The following is a 17,977-nucleotide window of genomic DNA, read 5'->3' as shown; positions in this document are numbered from 1 at the left end:
CCCCGGGCCGGCCCGGTCCTCTCAGTCCTCAGTCCTCATCAGTCCTCGGGGAGTTCGACGGGCACGATCTCGTCGTACAGATCGCCCGGCCCGGGGTTCTTCGGGTCGGTGGAGCCGCCGAACTGGTGCATGACGCCCCACACGGCGTTGAGCGCGGTCTGGACGGCGCCCTCGGCCCAGCCCGCCGTCCAGGAGATGTCGTCGCCCGCGAGGAAGACCCCGCGCTTGTCGGCGGGCAGCCGGTCCTGCATGAAGTGGGTGAACAGCCGGCGCTGGTAGCGGTAGTGGCCGGGCAGATTGGCCTTGAACGCGCCCATGAAGTACGGCTCGTTCTCCCAGGACACGGTGACCGGGCTGCCGATGATGTGCTTGCGGATGTCGACGTGTGGATAGATCTCCGAGAGCGACTTGAGCATGACCTCCATCCGCTCGTTCGCGGACAGCGGCAGCCACTTGAGGCTGTCGTCGCACCAGGTGTAGGAGAGGCAGATGACGGCGGGCCGGTCCGGGCCGTCGTCCAGCAGATAGGTGCCGCGGGTCATCCGGTCGGTGAGCGTCATGCTCATCGTGTCCCGCCCGGTGACCTCGTCCTTGTCCAGCCAGAACGGCCGGTCCACCGGGACGAAGAGCTTGCTGGACTCCATGTAGTGGGTGCGCTCGATCGCCGTCCAGTGGTCTATCGGGAAGAGCGAGTCATCGCAGTCGATCTGGGAGAGCAGCATCCAGGACTGCGCGGTGAAGACCACCGCGCGGTACGAGCGGATGTCACCGCTCGCGTCCGTCACCACGACGCGGCCGCCCGCGGCCCGGTGCAGCCGGGTCACGGCCGGGCGGGGCGCGCCCTCGTGCAGCGAGGCCAGCGAGGTGCCCTGGGGCCAGTGGACGATCTTCTCGGGCTCGCGCTCCCACAGCCGCAGCGGAAGCTGCTGGCTGCCGCCGACGATGCCGCGGTGGTGGTCGTCGGCCTCGGTGTAGACGACGCGCAGGATCTCCAGGATGGAGTTGGGGAAGTCGGTGTCCCAGCCGCCGGTGCCGAAGCCGACCTGGCCGAAGATCTCGCGGTGGCGGAAGGAGGTGAAGGCCGGGGAGTCGCAGAGGAAGCCGTAGAAGGTCTGGTTGTCCAGCTTCTCGACCAGCCGCGCCCAGATCTCCCGGATCCGGGGCACGTCCCGCTCGCGGATGGCGCGGTTCATGTCGGAGAAGTCCGCGCCCTCCTCCAGGCAGGCGTTCCAGGCGTCGGCCACCTCGCGGTAGACCGGCGGCAGGTCGTCGATGGTGCGGGCGTAGTGGGACTCGCCCTTGAGGTCGACGACGGTCGAAGGGGTCTCGGGGGCCAGCGGATTGGGGAACGGCTGGGTCTTCAGGTCCACCAGGTCGATGTAGTGCTGGAGGGCGGTGGAGGACGGCGGGAAGCGCATCGCGCCCATCTCGGCGGTCAGCGCGTCGTCACAGCCGTCGAAGCCGACGGTGCGCAGCCGTCCGCCGATCCGGTCGGCCTCGTAGACCACGGGCCGCAGACCCATCTTCATCAGCTCGTACGCGGCGACGACACCGGAGAGACCGCCGCCGACGACCGCGACCTCGGCGCCGTGCTCGGTCGCCGGTATCTGGCCCAGGCCCGCGGGGTGGGCGAGGTAGTCGTCGTAGGCGTAGGGGAAGTCCGGGCCGAACATGGTGATGGGCGGAAGGGCCTCGAGGGCCCGCGTCTCCTGCTCGTCATGGACGGCGGTGGGCACCGTGGACGTCATGGGGTACGGACTCCTTGCTGCTTGGTGCTCAAAAGGGTGGTTCGGGTGCGGCAGGGGCCGGACGGATCAGCTGAGGGAGGTGTAGAGACCGGGGCGGCGGTCGCGCAGATACGGGTTGATCCGGCGCGAGGTCGTCAGCAGTTTGGGGTCGACGTCACCGAGGAGGAGCTCCTCACCGCGGCCGGCGCGCAGACAGGTGGCCCCATCGGGCCCGGCCAGACAGCTCAGCCCGACGAAGTCGAACTCGCCCTCCGGGCCGCTGCGGTTGACGTACGCGATATACATCTGGCTCTCGAAGGCCCGCACCGGAATCAGGGATTCGGCGACGAACTCGTAGGGGTGCATCTGCGCGGTGGGCACCACCAGCAGATCGGTCCCGGCCAGGGCGTGGGCCCGTACGTTCTCCGGGAACTCCACGTCGTAGCAGACCAGGATGCCGACGGTCAGCTCGCCGATGGTGGCCTGGACGACGGGGGTCTCCCCCGGGGTGAACGACTCCCGCTCGAAGCAGCCGTAGAGATGGGTCTTGCGGTAGTTGGCCAGCTCGGCGCCGTCCGCGCCCACCAGCCGCGCGGAGTTGTGGACCGCGCCCGCGTGGCTCTCGGGGTAGCCGTAGAGGATGGCCAACCCGTGCGTCGAGGCGATCTCGGCCACGGCCCGGCCGCTCGGCCCGTCGGCGGGCTCGGCCAGCTCCCGTACGCCGCCGCCGATGGCGTAGCCCGTGAGGAACATCTCCGCGGTGACCAGCAGCCCGGCGCCGTCGGCGGCCGCGCGGGCGGCGGCCTCGTCGAGGACCTTGAGGTTACCGGCGGGGTCGCCGGGGTGACCGGAGTTCTGGAGCAGAGCGGTGCGCAGCGGCGGCATGGGCAGACCTTGGGGGAAGGAATACGGGCGTAAAAAACAGTACGTTGCCTCCGGATCGCCCAACAAGACGACTTCATTGCGTCCGGCGTCGATTCATGACGTATGGGGATCGGTACACGACGATTCATTGCACAGGGCGCTCCCGAAGGGGCGCGGGGCTGTGTCGATATGCGGCTCCGCCGCGTGAGCGCGACCAGCCACAACGGCGCGGCAGCCGACCAACGGCAGACCGGGGGGCGCCCCGAAGGGGCGCGGGGCTGTGTCGATATGCGGCTCCGCCGCGTGAGCGCGACCAGCCACAACGGCGCGGCAGCCGACCGACAACGGGACATGGCAGACGCCCCGAACCGCGCACCCCAGCGGAGCGCTTACGTAGGGGCGCCCGAACTAAACCTCCGCAGCAGCGGCGACAGCACCAGCACGGACTTCGTACGCTCCACGAACGGCTCCCCCGCAATCCGCTCCAGCACCCGCTCAAAGTGGCGCATATCCGCGGCGAAGACCTGGACGACGGCGTCCGCGTCACCGGTGACGGTGGACGCGGACACCACCTCGGGGTAGCGCGACAGGCCCCGGCGGATGTCGTCCGGCGAGGTGTTGTGGCGGCAGTAGAGCTCGATGAAGCCCTCGGTCTCCCAGCCCAGCGCCACCGGGTCGACCCGCACCGTGAAGCCGGTGATGGCTCCCTCCGCGCGCAGCCGGTCCACCCGCCGTTTGACGGCGGGCGCGGACAGCCCGACGATTTCGCCGATGTCGGCGTAGGAGCGGCGGGCGTCCTCGGCGAGGGCGTGGACGATGCGTTCGTCGAGATCGTTCAGTCGCACTGGGGGGCAATCACTTCTCTGCTGTGGCCAGTCGGGATCGGCGCATGCCGTATCCGAAGTACAGCACAAGGCCGACGGCCATCCACACGCCGAAGACCACCCAGGTCACGAACTGGAGGCTGCCCATCATCCACAGGCACAGCGCGAAGCCGATCACCGGGAAGAGCGGGGACAGCGGCACCCGGAAGGTCCGGGGCATGTCCGGCCGGGTGCGGCGCAGCACGATCACGGCGATGTTGACCAGCGCGAAGGCGAAGAGCGTGCCGATGCTGGTGGCGTCGGCGAGCTGGCCGAGCGGGATCGCGGCGGCGAGGACACCGCAGAAGAGCGAGACGATGACGGTGTTGGCGCGGGGCACCCCGGTCCGGGCGTGGACCGTGGAGAAGACCTTGGGCACCAGCCCGTCCCGGGACATCGCGAAGAGGATGCGGGTCTGCCCGTAGAGCACGGTGAGCACCACGGAGGCGATCGCGATCACCGCGCCGGCCGCCAGCAGCACGGCCCAGAAGTCCTGTCCGGTGACATCCTTCATGATCGAGGCGAGCGCGGCCTCGGAGCCGGAGAACTTCTTCCAGGGCAGGGCGCCCACCGCCACGGCGGCCACCAGGCAGTACAGCGCGGTGACGATGATCAGCGAGAGCATGATCGCGCGGGGCAGGTCGCGCTGCGGGTTCTTGGCCTCCTCACCGGCCGTGGAGGCGGCGTCGAAGCCGATGTAGGAGAAGAAGAGGGTGGCGCCGGCGGCGCTGACGCCCGCCATGCCCAGCGGCATGAACGGGGTGTAGTTGCCGGCCCGGATGCCGGTGAAGGCGACGGCGCAGAAGAGGATCAGCGCCGCGATCTTCACCCCGACCATGATGGCGTTGGCGCGTGCGCTCTCCTTGGCGCCGCCCATCAGGAACGCCATGGCCAGCAGCACCACGAGCAGCGCGGGCAGATTGAAGATCCCGCCGTCCCCGGGCGGGGCGGCCAGCGCGTCGGGGATGGTGATGCCGAGGGTGCCGTCGAGCAGTTCGTTGAGGTACTCGCCCCAGCCGACGGCCACGGCCGCCACCGAGACGCCGTACTCCAGGATCAGACACCAGCCGCAGACCCAGGCGATCAGCTCGCCCATGGTGGCGTAGGCGTATGAGTAGGAGGAGCCGGAGACCGGGATGGTGCCCGCCAGCTCGGCGTACGACAGCGCGGAGAACAGCGCGGTGAGCCCGGCTATGACGAACGACACGACGACCGCGGGGCCCGCGTCCGGCACCGCCTCGCCGAGCACCACGAAGATGCCGGTGCCCAGGGTGGCGCCGATGCTGATCATGGTGAGCTGCCATACGCCCATCGAGCGCCGGAGGCTTCCGCCCTCGCCCTGGCCGCCCTCGGCGACCAGCCGCTCCACGGGCTTGCGCCGCATCAGCCGGGCGCCCAGCCCGCCGACCGGAGGGTCTGGTTCCGGTTGCTGGGTGGCGGGCGGTGCTGCGCCGTGCTCCAACACTTGGGTGGCTCCTTAATCGCTGCCATCAGGTGGTGGCGACCGACTGCGGACATACGGGTACCCGGGAGGGAAACCCGCAGGTGGGAATCGCCGAGCAGCCGGTCCTCGCCACTCCACGTCAGCGCAAGACCCTATGAGCCGTCCGCCGACGGCCGTAATGGACCATGGTTGCGCATACGCGTCGCAACGTTGCGCGCGGGGGCGCTCGCCGGTGAATCGTTGCGAAACACTGAGCTTGTCAGCGCGCGTTTCACCCGAATGCCGCGATACTGCACCATTTTAGCGGTCGTTGGTGGGGACGTGACCACTGACAGTCTGCAACCACCCGATCACTCCCGCCTCGGTGCCGAACCGGTGTTCCGGCCCCGTGACCAGGGGGGTGACAGCGAGCGCTACCCGCTCGAACACTGCGCGAGAGTGTGGGAGGACTTCATCCGGACGCTGGGCCGGATCGAGGCGGACTTCCTCCAGCGCTCCGATACCACGGAACCGGGCGTCAAGGCATGACGTACACCGAGCCGAGGCCGGGCGGCTACGGGCCCCCTCCCACCGGCCACCGGCCCGCCCCCGCGCCCCCTCCCGGGGACCGGTTCGAGGCGGCAGCCGATTATGAGATGAATCCTTTCCCCCTGCCCGACCCTGAGACCATCGAGGGCCGCTGGGACCTGGAGGGGGACCTGGCCCGGCTGCTCCAGACGTCCTCCGCCGAGGAGGCGGTGCACACCACCGGCCCCATCGGACCACCGGTCACCCCTCTGCGAGCCCCCTCCCCCGCGCATGTGCGGGGGCGCGGCAAGCGCCGCCGGGTCCGCTTCCGGCTGCCGACGATGCCGTGGCTGCATGTGATCAGCCTGATCTTCGCGGCGGTCACCACGATCATCGTCGCCATGCTGAGCGTGCTCGGCGGAATGATTTCCTACCCCCCGCTGCGCTATCTGGCCTCCCCGAGCACCTCGGAGTCCATGGCGGCATGGTGGCCCCTGCTGGTCTACGGACCCTGGCTGGTCGCCTCGCTGTCGGTGCTGCGGGCCGCCCTGCACCGGCGGGGCGCGGCGCACTCATGGGCCGTGGTGGTGCTCTTCTCCACCATCGCGGTGTTCCTGTGCGTGGCACACGCCCCGAGGAACGCGCCCAGCATCGCCGTGGCCGGTCTTCCCCCGGTCGCCGCGCTGGTCTCGTTCCACCAGCTGGTGCGGCAGATCACCCTCACCAGCCCGCCGCGCCACGCGCTGCCCCGCACCCGGGGTGAGCAGCGTGGAATGGCGAGATGAGGCACCGTCGCACCAAAACACCACACCGCCACACCACCACAGCCCCACTCACCCGAGCCGAGTGGGGCTGTGGTGCTGTCCCGGTCCCAGGAGAGGGCGTCCCGGTCCCAGGAGACGGTGTCCCGGTCCCAGGAGACGCCGTCTCAGTCCCAGGAGGCGTGGAGGGGCTTGCCCTCGGCGTAGCCCGCGGCGCTCTGGACGCCGACGACGGCCCGCTCGTGGAACTCCTCCAGCGACCCCGCGCCCGCGTAGGTGCAGGAGCTGCGCACGCCCGCGACGATCGAGTCGATCAGGTCCTCGACGCCCGGCCGGGCCGGGTCCAGGAACATCCGCGAGGTGGAGATGCCCTCCTCGAACAGCCCCTTGCGGGCCCGCTCGTACGCCGACTCCTCGCTGGTGCGATTGCGCACCGCGCGCGCCGACGCCATGCCGAAGCTCTCCTTGTACGGGCGGCCGTCGGCGGTGTGCTGGAGGTCGCCGGGCGACTCGTACGTGCCCGCGAACCAGGAGCCAATCATCACGTTGGACGCCCCGGCGGCCAGCGCCATGGCGACGTCGCGGGGGTGCCGGATTCCGCCGTCCGCCCAGATGTGCTTGCCGAACTTCCGCGCCTCGGCGGCGCATTCCATCACCGCGGAGAACTGCGGCCGGCCCACGCCGGTCATCATGCGGGTGGTGCACATGGCACCCGGCCCGACACCGACCTTGACGATGTCGGCACCGGCCTCGATCAGATCGCGCACCCCCTCGGCGGCGACCACGTTGCCCGCCACCACCGGCACCCGCGGGCCCAGCCCGCGGACCGCCTTGAGCGCGCTGATCATCGACTCCTGGTGGCCGTGGGCGGTGTCCACGACGAGGGTGTCCACCCCGGCGTCGAGTAGCGCCTTCGTACGGCCCTCCACATCGCCGTTGACCCCGACGGCGGCCGCGATCCGCAGCCGGCCCGCCGCATCCACCGCGGGCGTGTAGACCGTCGCGCGCAGCGCTCCCTTGCGGCTCAGGATGCCGGCCAGCTTCCCGTCCGCGTCCACGGCGGGGGCCAGCTTGCGGTGGGCGGCGTCGAGGCGGCTGAACGCCTCCTGGGGGTCGATATCGGCGTCGAGCACCATCAGCTCCCGCGACATCACCTCGGACAGCTGGGTGAAGCGGTCCACCCCGGTCAGGTCGGACTCGGTCACCACGCCCACCGGCCGCCCGTCCTCGACCACCACGCCCGCGCCGTGTGCCCGCTTGGGCAGCAGCGACAGCGCGTCGGCGACGGTGCCGGTCGGGGCCAGGACGATCGGGGTGTCCAGCACCAGATGGCGGCTCTTGACCCACCGGACCACGTCGGTGACGACGTCGATCGGGATGTCCTGCGGGATGACGACGAGGCCACCGCGCCGGGCGACCGTCTCGGCCATGCGGCGGCCGGCGATCGCGGTCATGTTGGCGACGACGAGCGGAATGGTGGTGCCGGTGCCGTCGGGGGCCGACAGGTCCACCCCCTGGCGGGAGCCGACCGCGGAACGGCTCGGCACCATGAACACATCGTCGTACGTCAGATCGTAGGGAACCGGGGAAGATTCCACGTGGCGCCCGGTACCGGGCTCGAGGAAACGCATGAGTCTCACATTTTCACGCGAAACGACGCAGGTCACTCCCACAGCGGCACAACAAAAGACCCCCGCATTCAGATAGTCCTCCAAAGAGGCATCGCGGGGGCTGCTCCGGTGCCGACAGGCAACCTGCCTTACGTCGAAACGTTACCCGAGCGCCCGCCCGAGGGCGAGTGACCGATGGCCCCGGCCGCCGCCGGGCCGTGATCACCAACTCCTTGACGGCATTCCGGGCTCTTTCGTGCCACGATCCGCCGGTTGCTGGGGAAAGGGCCAGAACGAGCCGCCCGAGCTGCCGAAACCGCAGGTGGATCGCGTACACAGGGTCTGGGCGCTCACCAGGGCGTCCGGTACGCGAATCCGCGAACGGGAGCCGCGCGTGCCCACCCGGTGAGGTGTGCCCGAGCGGCGCTGGACGAGATCGCCGCCCGCATCCGCGACCGCGCCACCGCCACCAGCACCAGCACCAGCACCAGGGACTTAGCCGCTGCCGGGCTCGGCATGGGTGCCTCGGGAGCGGCGCCGTTGCTCAGTGAGCTGAGCAAGGGCGACCCGGGCTCGCGCACGACCGTCCACGCCCTGCTGGCGGCGGAGGCCGGGTTCACCGGTGCCAAGGGTTCCGGGCTGATCACGAGCCTGGCCGGGCTCGGCTTCGCCGCCAAGCACACCGCCCGCTCGCCCGGGGACTACGCCACCGTGCGGGGCCGGGTGGACGCGGCGCTGCGGCATCGCCTCGGAAAGGTCCTCGACGCCGAGTACGGCCGGATGGAATCCGGTGTCGCCGGGGCGGGCCGGGAGAACTTCGACGTCGTCTCCGGTGTGACCGGCCTCGGCCGGTACTTCCTCGCCGAGCCGTCCGACCCCGAAGCGGTCCACGACGTGCTGCGGTATCTCGTCGCCCTCACCGAGCCTGTCAAGGCCCTCACCGAGCCCGTCAAGGCCGGGGCCGAGCCGCTGCCCGGCTGGTTCAGCCCCCCGTGGCCCGCCGCGGTGGACCCACTGCGGCGGGAGTGGGTGCTCGACCTGGGCCTCGCCCACGGCATCGCCGGCCCGCTCGCGCTGCTGTCCCTGTGCTGGACGCGCGGACTGCGCGTCCCCGGCCATGACACGGCCGTCCGCCGTATCGCCCGGTGGCTGATGAGCTGGCGCCAGGGGGACCCGGACGCGGGCCCGGGATGGCCCGGTACGGTCTCCGCCGACCAGGAGCGGGCCCCCCACCCGGCCGGCCCTGGCGCCCTGGCGCCGGGGCGCGCGAGCTGGTGCTACGGAGCTCCGGGAATCGCCCGCGCCCTCCACCTCGCCGGAGTCGCGCTGGGCGAGGACGCGTGGGTGCACACCGCGGCGGCGGCGATGAGGGCGGTCTTCGCCCGCCCCGGGGACTGCGGGGGCTGGACGACCCCGGACTGTGCCACGGCCTCGCCGGGCTGGCCCGGATCACCGGGCGCATGGCCGACGAGTTGGACGATCCGGTGCTGTCCGCGCGGGCGGACGAGATCGCCGAGCGGCTGTGCGCCCGCTTCGACCCCGGTACGGCCTTCGGCTTTCCCGCCGCGCCGGTGCCATCGCACCGGCCGGAGCCGCTGGACGCACCGACGTTCCTGGAGAGCGCGGCGGGCGTCGCCCTCGTCCTGCTCGGCCGCGGCACCCCGCCCGCCGGAACCGCCGACAGTGATGTGCCCTGGGACGCGGCCCTGCTTCTGGCGTGATCCGGCGGACCACTTCCCGCCCGGAGGGCTTATGGCCCGTCCGGGTCGGCGCGGTCGAGGGCCGGGTGGGCGGCGGGGGTGATCCCGAGCAGATAGTCCGCGGCGGCGGTGTCCGTCACCAGGCTGGTGACCAGGCCGGACCTCAGCACCGCCCCGATCGCCTCGGCCTTGCGGCGGCCACCGGCGATGGCCACCACCTCGGGGATCCGGCGCAGCCGGTCGGCCTCCACGGTGATGCAGCGCTCGCCCAGGTCGCGGCCGATGCGGCGGCCCTCGGCGTCGAAGAGGTGGGCCGACATCTCGGCGGCGGCGCCCAGGCTCTCGTAGTGGGCCCGCTCCTCCTCGGTCAGCATGTCGTAGACCGTGGAGATCCCGGCCTCCCAGGAGCCGATGGAGACGCAGGCCACGGTGACCTTGTCGAAGTACTCGAAGGCGCGGGCGATACCGGTCTGGCCGCGCAGGGCGTCCGCGGTGGCGGTGTCCGGCAGCAGCATCGGCGCGTAGATGGGGTGCGCCTCACCGCCGGAGACGGCGGCGGCGCGGCGCACCGCCTCGACCGAGCCGCGCTCGGCCGTGCCCGCGTCGTACACGCCCGTGAGCTGGACGACGGTGCACGGGGGCAGCCGGTGCAGCGCGGCCGCCATGTGGATCGTGGACCGTCCCCAGGCCAGCCCCAGCACATCCCCCTCGGTCACCAGCTCGCCCAGCAGGTCCGCGGCGACCTCGCCGAGGTTCTCCGGGTCAGGGGTGTCCGCCTCGGCGTCGGCCGGGGACTCCACGACGACGGCGTGGCGAAGCCCGTAGCGGGCGCGCAGCGCGTCGGAGCGCTCCGCGTCGAGCTCGGCGGGAACCCGGATTTCGATGCGCACCAGGTCGCGCTCGAGCGCCGTCTCCAGCACCCGCGCGACCTTGAAGCGGCTGACGCCGAACTCCTCGGCGATCTGGATCTTGGACTTGCCCTCGAGGTAGAAGCGGCGCGCCATGGCGGCCGCCTGCACCAGTTCGGCGGGTCCCATCCGCGTGGCTGAACGGCCCGTCGACACCGCGGTCTCCTCACTATTCACTGTCCGGACTCACCGTTCATCCTGTCAGAAACGGCGGAGTTGGTTTGGCCTTCACCCTTGAGTTCATCGACCGGTAGCTGCGCCGCCTCATGAACCGGGGGTCCCGGTCGCCTTTTCGGCGAGGTGGCGCAGCTCCCGTACGGCCTTGGCCGGGTCGTCGGCGCCGTAGACGGCCGAGCCCGCGACGAACACATCGGCGCCCGCCTCGGCGCACCGCTCGATGGTCTCGGCCGAGACCCCGCCGTCCACCTGCAACCACATCTGAAGGCCGTGCTTGGCGATGAGCTGCCGGGTGCGGCGGATCTTCGGCAGCATGATGTCGAGGAACGCCTGGCCGCCGAAGCCGGGCTCCACGGTCATCACCAGCAGCATGTCCAGCTCGGGCAGCAGATCCTCGTACGGCTCGATGGGGGTGGCGGGCTTGAGCGCCATCGACGCCCGCGCGCCCTTGGCCCGGATCTCCCGCGCCAGCCGGACCGGCGCGGCCGCGGCCTCCACGTGGAAGGTGACGGAGCCGGCGCCCGCCTCGATGTACTGCGGCGCCCAGCGGTCCGGGTCCTCGATCATGAGATGGCAGTCCAGCGGGGTCCGTGTGGCCCTGCCCAGCGATTCGACCACCGGCACACCGAGGGTGAGGTTGGGGACGAAGTGGTTGTCCATGACGTCGACGTGGAGCCAGTCGGCGCCTTCGACCGCCTTCGCCTCATCCGCCAGGCGGGAGAAGTCTGCGGACAGGATGCTGGGATTGATCTGCGGGGCCATGGCTCCAAGCCTCCCACGATCGGCGCCGGTCCATGGAGCCGGGATCCGATCATCGGTCCCGCTCGGATCGACGGACGCCGATGGAGCCAGGACCATGAAGATGTCGGACGGAAAACCCTTGGCCATCGGGCGCGACCCAGGCAACCCACCATGACGAGCGATCGAATACCCCGGCACCCCCGCACCGCGGTGTGCGCGGCGCTCACGGCGGCCGTCGTCGCGGCGCCGGTCGCCGGGGCCGGGCCCGCCTCCGCGACGGCCACGGCGCCGCGGCCGGTCTGCGTCTCGCACCGGTCCGGGCTGGCCGGAAAGATGTCCAAGGACATCGCCGGCGCGCTGCGCGGCCGGTCCGGAACCGTCGCGATCAGCCTCCGCGACCACACCACCCACACCCGCTGCACCCTGCGCGCGAACCAGAGGTTCGACTCCGCGAGCGTGGTGAAGGTGACGGTCCTGGGGACGCTGCTGTGGGATGCGCAGCGACACCACCGGGGGCTGACCAAACGCGAGAAGACCCTCGCCAAGGCCATGATCACCAAGTCGGACAACGCCTCGACCAGCAAGCTGTGGAAGCAGCTCAAGCCCTCCGGGGTCAAGGCGTTCCTGCGGACGGCCGGAATGGACGCCACCGTGCCCGGCAAGGACGGCTACTGGGGCCTCACCCGGATCACCGCGAACGACCAGGAGCGGCTCCTGGACCTGATCACCCACGCCAATACGGTGCTGAGCGACGGCTCCCGCGCGTACATCCTCTCGTTGATGGGCAAGGTCATCCCCGAACAGCGCTGGGGCACCCCGGCCGGCGCCCCGGGCGGTACGAAGATCCATGTGAAGAACGGCTGGCTGGAGCGGTCCTCGCACGCCTGGCGGGTGCACAGCGTCGGCGCCTTCACCGGCGGCGGCCACGACTACACGCTCACCGTGCTCACCCAGGACGACCGCACCATGGAGGCGGGCGTGGCCACCATCGAGGCGGTGGCGCGCGCGGTGCACAAGGATCTCAACCCCACCGCCCACGCCAATACGCTCTACGCCCCGACCGACCGGCCCGAGGAAGCGCTCCCGGCGGTCCCGGAGGACTGAACTCCCCTCCGGCCATGAGCGCGGTCAGCCGGTTAGGCCGGTTCAGCCGGTTCGGCGCAGCAGGGCCAGATACATGGCGTCCGTGCCGTGCCGGTGCGGCCACAGCTGGATGTCGGGGCCGTCGCCCAGCTCGGGCACCCCGGGCAGCAGCGGCCGGGCGTCGATCCACTCCGCGGAGACGGCCGCGCCGCCCCGCCCCTTGAGGACGTCCTCGACCACGGCCCGGGTCTCGGCCGGATGCGGGGAACAGGTGGCGTAGCCGACCACCCCGCCGATCCGCGCCGCGGCCAGCGCCTCCCGCAGCAGCCCGCGCTGGAGCGGGGCGAAGCCTTCGAGGTCCTCGGGGCGGCGGCGCCAGCGCGCCTCGGGGCGGCGGCGCAGGGCGCCCAGACCGGTGCAGGGGACGTCCACCAGAACCCGGTCGAAGGACTCCGGGCGCCACGGCGGCCGGGTGCCGTCCGCGGCGATCACCTGGTACGGCCCGGGGTTGCCCGCCAGGGCCCCCGCCACCAGCCGGGCCCGGTGCGGCTGCTTCTCGGCGGCCAGCAGCGAGGCACCGCGCTCCGCGGCGAGCGCGCCCAGCAGCGCCGCCTTGCCGCCGGGGCCCGCACAGCCGTCCAGCCAGCGCCGGTCGTCCCCCTCCAGCGGGGCGTTCGCCAGCGCGAGGGCCACCAGTTGGCTGCCCTCGTCCTGCACCCCGGCCCGCCCGTCGCGCACCGCATCCAGCGCACCGGGCTCGCCGCCCTCGGTGAGCCGCACCGCGTACGGCGACCAGCGGCCCGGCACCGCTGCCGGCTCGCCGACCGCGTCCAGCAACTCCCCGGGCGTGGACCGGCCGGGCCGGGCGACGAGGGTGACCTCGGGCCGTTCGTTGTCGGCGGCCAGCAGCTGCTCCATACCGGCGCTGCCGCCGCCGAGCGCGTCCCACAGGGCGGAGACGACCCAGCGCGGATGCGAGTGGCGGACGCCCAGATGCTCCTCGGGGTCCTCGTCGTACGGCGGGGCGACCCGCTCGAGCCAGCCGTCGAGGTCATGCGTGGCGATCTTGCGCAGTACGGCGTTGACGAACTTGGCCCGGCCGTCGCCGAGCACCACCCGGGCCAGCTCGACGCTCGCCGAGACGGCGGCGTGGGTGGGGATACGGGTCCCGAGCAACTGGTGGGCGCCGAGGCTCAGTACGTCGAGCACGGGCGGATCCACCTCGCGCAGCGGGCGGTCCACGCATTCGGCGATGATCGCGTCGTAGGTGCCCTGGTGGCGCAGGGTGCCGTAGACCAGCTCGGTGGCGAGGGCCGCGTCCCGGGAGTCGAACCGCGGCCCACTGCCGGCCTCCGCGCTCTCCCGCGCCTTGCGCAGCAGGGGCGGGAGCACGAGGTTGGCGTACGCGTCCCGTTCGTCGACCGCCCGCAGCGCCTCGAAGGCGAGGATCCGCACGGGGTCCTTCTGCGGGCGGCGGTAGGGCTTGCCAGGCCGGTTCGGGGCGTGGGGACGGCGACGACGGGGCTGGTCGGTCACGGGAAATGTGCTCCGGGGGACGGATCGGGCTGAAGGGACCAGCCTACGTCGCCGGGGCGTCGGCGGTCGTGGGGCCGCCGTCCAGGGCCGCTGGGTCCACGGCCGTACCGTCCACGATGGCTCGGTCCGTACCGTCCACGATGGCTCGGTCAACGGTCGTGCCGTCCACGATGGCTCGGTCCACGGTCGTGCCGTTGACGGCGAGTCCGTCGTCGACACCACTCGTCGGCTGCTCGAACTGGGTGCGGTACAGCTCCTCGTAGCGGCCCCCGGCGGCCAGCAGCGCGGTGTGCGTACCGCGCTCCACGATCCGCCCGTCCTCCACGACCAGAATGAGATCCGCCGCCCGGACCGTGGACAGCCGGTGGGCGATCACCACCGCGGTACGCCCGTCCAGCGCCTCGCCGAGCGCCTCCTGGACATCCGCCTCCGAGGTGGAGTCCAGATGCGCGGTGGCCTCGTCCAGGATCACCACCCGGGGCCGGGCCAGCAGCAGCCGGGCGATGGTCAGCCGCTGGCGCTCACCGCCGGAGAGCCGGTAGCCGCGCTCGCCCACGACGGTGTCAAGGCCGTCCGGCAGGGCCGCGATCAACCCCTCGAGACGGGCCCGGCGCAGCACCTCCCACAGCTCCTCGTCGGTGGCCTCCGGCCGGGCCAGCAGCAGGTTGGCGCGGATCGAGTCATGGAAGAGGTGGCCGTCCTGCGTGACCATGCCGAGGGTGGCGCGGATCGAGCCGGCCGTCAGATCGCGGACGTCCACCCCGGCGAGCCGTACGGCGCCGTCGTCGGCGTCGTAGAGCCTCGGCAGCAGCTGCGCGATGGTCGACTTCCCGGCGCCGGAGGAGCCCACCAGCGCGACCATCTGGCCCGGTTCGGCGCGGAAGGACACCTGGTGCAGGACCGGGACGCCACCGCGGGTGTCCAGGGTGGCGACCTCCTCCAGGGAGGCGAGGGAGACCTTGTCCGCGGCCGGGTAGCCGAAGTCCACGCGGTCGAACTCGACGGACACCGGCCCCTCCGGGACCTCACGGGCGTCCGGCTTCTCCTTGATCAGCGGCTCGAGGTCGAGCACCTCGAAGACCCGCTCGAAGCTGACGAGCGCGCTCATCACCTCGACCCGCGCCCCGGCCAGCGCGGTCAGCGGCGCGTACAGCCGGGTGAGGAGCAGCGCGAGCGCGACGACGGCGCCGGGGTCGAGCCGCCCGTGCAGCGCGAACCAGCCGCCGAGGCCGTAGACCAGGGCGAGGGCCAGGGCGGAGACGAGGGTCAGGGCGGTCACGAAGGAGACCTGGACCATCGCGGTCCGCACCCCGATGTCCCGCACCCGCCGGGTCCGCGCGGCGAACTCGGCGGACTCGTCGGCGGGCCGCCCGAACAGCTTGACCAGCGTCGCCCCGGGCGCGGAGAAGCGCTCGGTCATCTGGGTGCTCATCGCGGCGTTGTGCGCGGCCGCCTCGCGCCGCAGCTTCGCCAGCCGTCCGCCCACCCGGCGCGCGGGCAGCAGGAAGACGGGCAGGAGCACCAGCGTCAGCAGGGTGATCTGCCAGGAGATACCCACCATGACGACGAAGGTGAGCAGCAGCGTCACCACATTGCCGACCACTCCGGACAGGGTGTCGCTGAACGCCCGCTGCGCGCCGATGACGTCGTTGTTGAGCCTGCTGACCAGCGCACCGGTACGGGTCCGGGTGAAGAACGCCACCGGCATCCGCTGGACGTGGTCGAAGACGGCGGTGCGCAGATCGAGGATCAGCCCCTCGCCGATGTTCGCCGACAGCCAGCGGGTCACCAGCCCGAGCGCCGCCTCCGCCACGGCGATCGCGGCGATGAGCCCGGCCAGCCAGAGCACCGTGCCCTGTCCCGAACGGTGGACGATCGCGTCCACCACCCGGCCCGCCAACAGCGGCGTCGCCACCGCGAGCACCGCCGTGACCGTGCTCAGCACCAGGAACAGCAGCAGCCGGCGGCGGTGCGGACGGGCGAAGGCGCCGATGCGGCGCAGCGTCTCGCGGGAGAAGGGCCGCCGGTCGTCCTGGGCATTGGCCGTCTGATACAGGGAATGCCAGGCGGTCGATTGCATGTCCATCACGTACCTCCGAGGTCTCGTGAGGAACGTAGGACCTCAACCTAGGTTGAAGTCAACGTCCGCCCCTCGGCGCGTCCGCGGCGCGGCTGGTTTTGGCAGCGCGGCTGGTCTCGGCGGCCCGGCTGATCTTGGCGCGGCGGCCCGCTCAGGCCCCGAACCGCTCGCCCTCCGCGATCCGCACCCCGCGCGCCCAGTCCGCCGCGAGCATCGGCTTCTTGCCCTGCGGCCGCACCCACGTCAGCTCGACGGCATGGCTGCCGGTGCCCACGTACACGGCCTTCTTGGTGGCGGCCGGCAGACCGGGTTCCAGATCCGTACGGTCCGCCACCGGCCGCGCCGAGACGACCTTCAGCCGCTCCCCCCGGAAGGTGGTCCACGCGCCCGGGGCGGGGGCGCACGCGCGCACCAGCCGGTCGACGCGCAACGCGGGCGCCGTCCAGTCGATCTCCGCGTCCTCGACGGTGATCTTCGGGGCGAGCGAGATGCCCTCGGCCGGCTGCGGGACCGGGCTCAGGGTGCCGTTCTCGATGCCGTCCATCGTGGCCTCGAGCAGCCCCGCACCGGCGAAGGCGAGCCGGGTCAGCAGATCGCCGCTGGTGTCGGTGGCCCGCACCTGCTCCGTCACCACCCCGAACACCGGCCCGGAGTCCAGCCCTTCCTCGATCTGGAAGGTCGAGGCGCCGGTCATCTCGTCGCCCGCCAGCAGGGAGTGCTGCACGGGGGCCGCGCCCCGCCAGGCCGGGAGCAGCGAGAAGTGCAGATTGACCCAGCCGTGCGCGGGGATCTCCAGCGCGGCCTTGGGCAGCAGCGCGCCGTAGGCCACCACCGGGCAGCAGTCCGGCCCGATCTCGGTGAGCCGGGCCAGGAACTCCGGATCGCGCGGCTTGGCGGGCTTGAGCACCTCGATACCCGCCTCCTCGGCCCGCTCGGCGACCGGGCTGGCCACCAGCCGGCGGCCGCGTCCTGCGGGCGCGTCGGGACGGGTCACCACGGCCACCACCTCATGCTTCTCGGACGCGATCAGCGCGTCCAGAGCGGGCAGGGCGACCTCGGGGGTACCGGCGAAGACGAGCCTCATGGGTGGCGAACTACCTCTCACACAGCGGATACGGCGGGAACGTGGCGAACAGTGTCTGAAGTCTATGGTCCGCCGTCCGAGGGGGCGTACGAGCGGACTGCCGCACGCCCCGGACCGTGACCGACGGGCGGGTGCCGCGTTGGTCAAGGCAGATTGACCGCAACGGGCCGCTGTCGCGGCCCGATCCATTTCCCGCCGTCCGATCCGTTTCCCGCCGTCCGTCCGATTTCCCCGATCCAGCCCCAGCCCTTCCCCCGAACTCCCCCAACTCCCCCAACTCATCCCCTTATCCCCCTATCCCCCGCCAACGCCGGTTCGAGAGGCTTGTTCATGGCCGACCACGCAACTCATGACGCCCAGGCACGGGCCAGCCTGCACCTCCTGGTCCGGGACATCGAGCGGGTCCGCCGCCAGGTGGACGCGCTGCGCACGCTCACCGCCCAGCTCGGCAATGTCTACCGCCCCCGTCGCACCGGCCCGTCCGCCGGTTTCGTGGTCTACGGACGCGCCCCGGCCCCTACCGTGCGGCTCGCCCAGGAACTCCGGGACAGCGTGGAGACCCTGGTCACGGCCGCGGTCGACTTCGACCGCTCACTCGGCTTCTCCTGGGACGCGGTGGGCTCGGCACTCGGCGTCACCAAGCAGGCGGTGCACCGCCGTTACGGCGCCCGCCGGGCCGCCGCGCAGAGCGCGACCGAGGGCGGCGAACCGTCCGCGGGCCGCCCGGCCGAACCCGCCCCCCTGCCCTCGGTGCCCGCCGCCCGCACGGTCCCTCCGCAGTCGCCCCCGTCCCTCCGCGAGGACCCCCGCCCGAGCGCCTTCCCCAGTCCCCGGCCGTCCCTCTGAAGGCTCGGTTCTCCCCCAGCCACCGCTGGGAGATGCCCTGCCGGGC

General features: G+C 72.0%; 15 protein-coding genes and 1 pseudogene. 6 read left to right on the top strand and 10 right to left on the bottom strand.

Annotated elements, in window-relative coordinates:
• Window positions 1-38: 38 nt before the first annotated feature.
• From ACJX2R_RS40685 to ACJX2R_RS40670, 4 genes are all read right to left on the bottom strand, one after another.
• The gene (locus tag ACJX2R_RS40685) at window positions 39-1,748 is read right to left on the bottom strand and encodes a flavin monoamine oxidase family protein (protein ID WP_413104151.1); all 1,710 of its coding nucleotides are present in this window, start codon (window positions 1,746-1,748) and stop codon (window positions 39-41) included.
• Between the two features lie 66 nt (window positions 1,749-1,814).
• Window positions 1,815-2,612: a carbon-nitrogen hydrolase family protein gene (locus tag ACJX2R_RS40680; RefSeq protein WP_413104150.1), complete on the bottom strand. Its 798-nt coding sequence runs from the start codon at window positions 2,610-2,612 to the stop codon at window positions 1,815-1,817.
• Window positions 2,613-2,980: 368 nt separating this feature from the next.
• Entirely contained in the window at window positions 2,981-3,436 is a 456-nt protein-coding gene (locus ACJX2R_RS40675; protein ID WP_201854519.1) for an Lrp/AsnC family transcriptional regulator, read from the bottom strand.
• A 10-nt stretch (window positions 3,437-3,446) separates the two neighbouring features.
• Window positions 3,447-4,919, bottom strand: coding sequence for an amino acid permease (locus ACJX2R_RS40670; RefSeq protein ID WP_413104149.1), 1,473 nt, complete (start codon window positions 4,917-4,919; stop codon window positions 3,447-3,449).
• Window positions 4,920-5,219: 300 nt separating this feature from the next.
• Between ACJX2R_RS40670 and ACJX2R_RS40665 the strand changes: the two genes are divergently transcribed.
• Window positions 5,220-5,426 carry a hypothetical protein gene (locus ACJX2R_RS40665; RefSeq protein WP_413104148.1) on the top strand — a complete coding sequence of 69 codons (207 nt, stop codon included), beginning with the start codon at window positions 5,220-5,222 and terminating at the stop codon, window positions 5,424-5,426.
• Window positions 5,427-5,533: 107 nt separating this feature from the next.
• Entirely contained in the window at window positions 5,534-6,190 is a 657-nt protein-coding gene (locus ACJX2R_RS40660; RefSeq protein WP_413104147.1) for a DUF2637 domain-containing protein, read from the top strand.
• A gap of 143 nt (window positions 6,191-6,333) precedes the next feature.
• On the opposite strand, the gene ACJX2R_RS40655 is transcribed toward ACJX2R_RS40660, so the two are convergent.
• Window positions 6,334-7,797 carry a GuaB1 family IMP dehydrogenase-related protein gene (locus tag ACJX2R_RS40655; RefSeq protein ID WP_413104146.1) on the bottom strand — a complete coding sequence of 488 codons (1,464 nt, stop codon included), beginning with the start codon at window positions 7,795-7,797 and terminating at the stop codon, window positions 6,334-6,336.
• A gap of 495 nt (window positions 7,798-8,292) precedes the next feature.
• Here ACJX2R_RS40655 and ACJX2R_RS40650 point away from each other — a divergent pair.
• Window positions 8,293-9,099 (top strand): annotated as a pseudogene (locus tag ACJX2R_RS40650) (lanthionine synthetase C family protein); the annotation flags it as partial.
• A gap of 137 nt (window positions 9,100-9,236) precedes the next feature.
• Window positions 9,237-9,497 (top strand): hypothetical protein, encoded by a 261-nt coding sequence (locus ACJX2R_RS40645; RefSeq protein ID WP_413106069.1) that lies wholly within the window; start codon window positions 9,237-9,239, stop codon window positions 9,495-9,497.
• A gap of 29 nt (window positions 9,498-9,526) precedes the next feature.
• Here the strand turns inward: ACJX2R_RS40645 and ACJX2R_RS40640 are convergent, their stop codons facing one another.
• Together ACJX2R_RS40640 and rpe are read right to left on the bottom strand one after the other, a co-directional pair.
• Window positions 9,527-10,513, bottom strand: a complete 987-nt coding sequence (locus ACJX2R_RS40640; protein ID WP_075200442.1) for a sugar-binding transcriptional regulator — start codon at window positions 10,511-10,513, stop codon at window positions 9,527-9,529.
• Window positions 10,514-10,648: 135 nt separating this feature from the next.
• Window positions 10,649-11,323, bottom strand: coding sequence for a ribulose-phosphate 3-epimerase (gene rpe, locus ACJX2R_RS40635; RefSeq protein WP_413104145.1), 675 nt, complete (start codon window positions 11,321-11,323; stop codon window positions 10,649-10,651).
• Window positions 11,324-11,473: 150 nt separating this feature from the next.
• Here rpe and ACJX2R_RS40630 point away from each other — a divergent pair, with 150 nt between their 5' ends.
• On the top strand, window positions 11,474-12,406 hold the full coding sequence (locus ACJX2R_RS40630) for a serine hydrolase (protein ID WP_413104144.1): 933 nt from the start codon (window positions 11,474-11,476) through the stop codon (window positions 12,404-12,406).
• A 42-nt stretch (window positions 12,407-12,448) separates the two neighbouring features.
• Here the strand turns inward: ACJX2R_RS40630 and ACJX2R_RS40625 are convergent, their stop codons facing one another.
• The 3 genes from ACJX2R_RS40625 to fmt form a co-directional block, all read right to left on the bottom strand.
• Window positions 12,449-13,921 carry an RsmB/NOP family class I SAM-dependent RNA methyltransferase gene (locus tag ACJX2R_RS40625; protein WP_262700975.1) on the bottom strand — a complete coding sequence of 491 codons (1,473 nt, stop codon included), beginning with the start codon at window positions 13,919-13,921 and terminating at the stop codon, window positions 12,449-12,451.
• Between the two features lie 43 nt (window positions 13,922-13,964).
• The gene (locus ACJX2R_RS40620; protein WP_413104143.1) at window positions 13,965-16,007 is read right to left on the bottom strand and encodes an ABC transporter ATP-binding protein; all 2,043 of its coding nucleotides are present in this window, start codon (window positions 16,005-16,007) and stop codon (window positions 13,965-13,967) included.
• A gap of 145 nt (window positions 16,008-16,152) precedes the next feature.
• Window positions 16,153-17,085, bottom strand: a complete 933-nt coding sequence (gene fmt, locus ACJX2R_RS40615) for a methionyl-tRNA formyltransferase (protein WP_262700973.1) — start codon at window positions 17,083-17,085, stop codon at window positions 16,153-16,155.
• 330 nt (window positions 17,086-17,415) lie between these two features.
• Here fmt and ACJX2R_RS40610 point away from each other — a divergent pair, with 330 nt between their 5' ends.
• The gene (locus tag ACJX2R_RS40610) at window positions 17,416-17,931 is read left to right on the top strand and encodes a hypothetical protein (RefSeq protein WP_413104142.1); all 516 of its coding nucleotides are present in this window, start codon (window positions 17,416-17,418) and stop codon (window positions 17,929-17,931) included.
• Window positions 17,932-17,977 lie beyond the last annotated feature (46 nt).

This window comes from Streptomyces sp. Inha503 (assembly GCF_047215865.1).
Classification (GTDB): domain Bacteria; phylum Actinomycetota; class Actinomycetes; order Streptomycetales; family Streptomycetaceae; genus Streptomyces; species Streptomyces lycopersici.
This window is presented reverse-complemented; position numbering and strand designations above follow the sequence as displayed.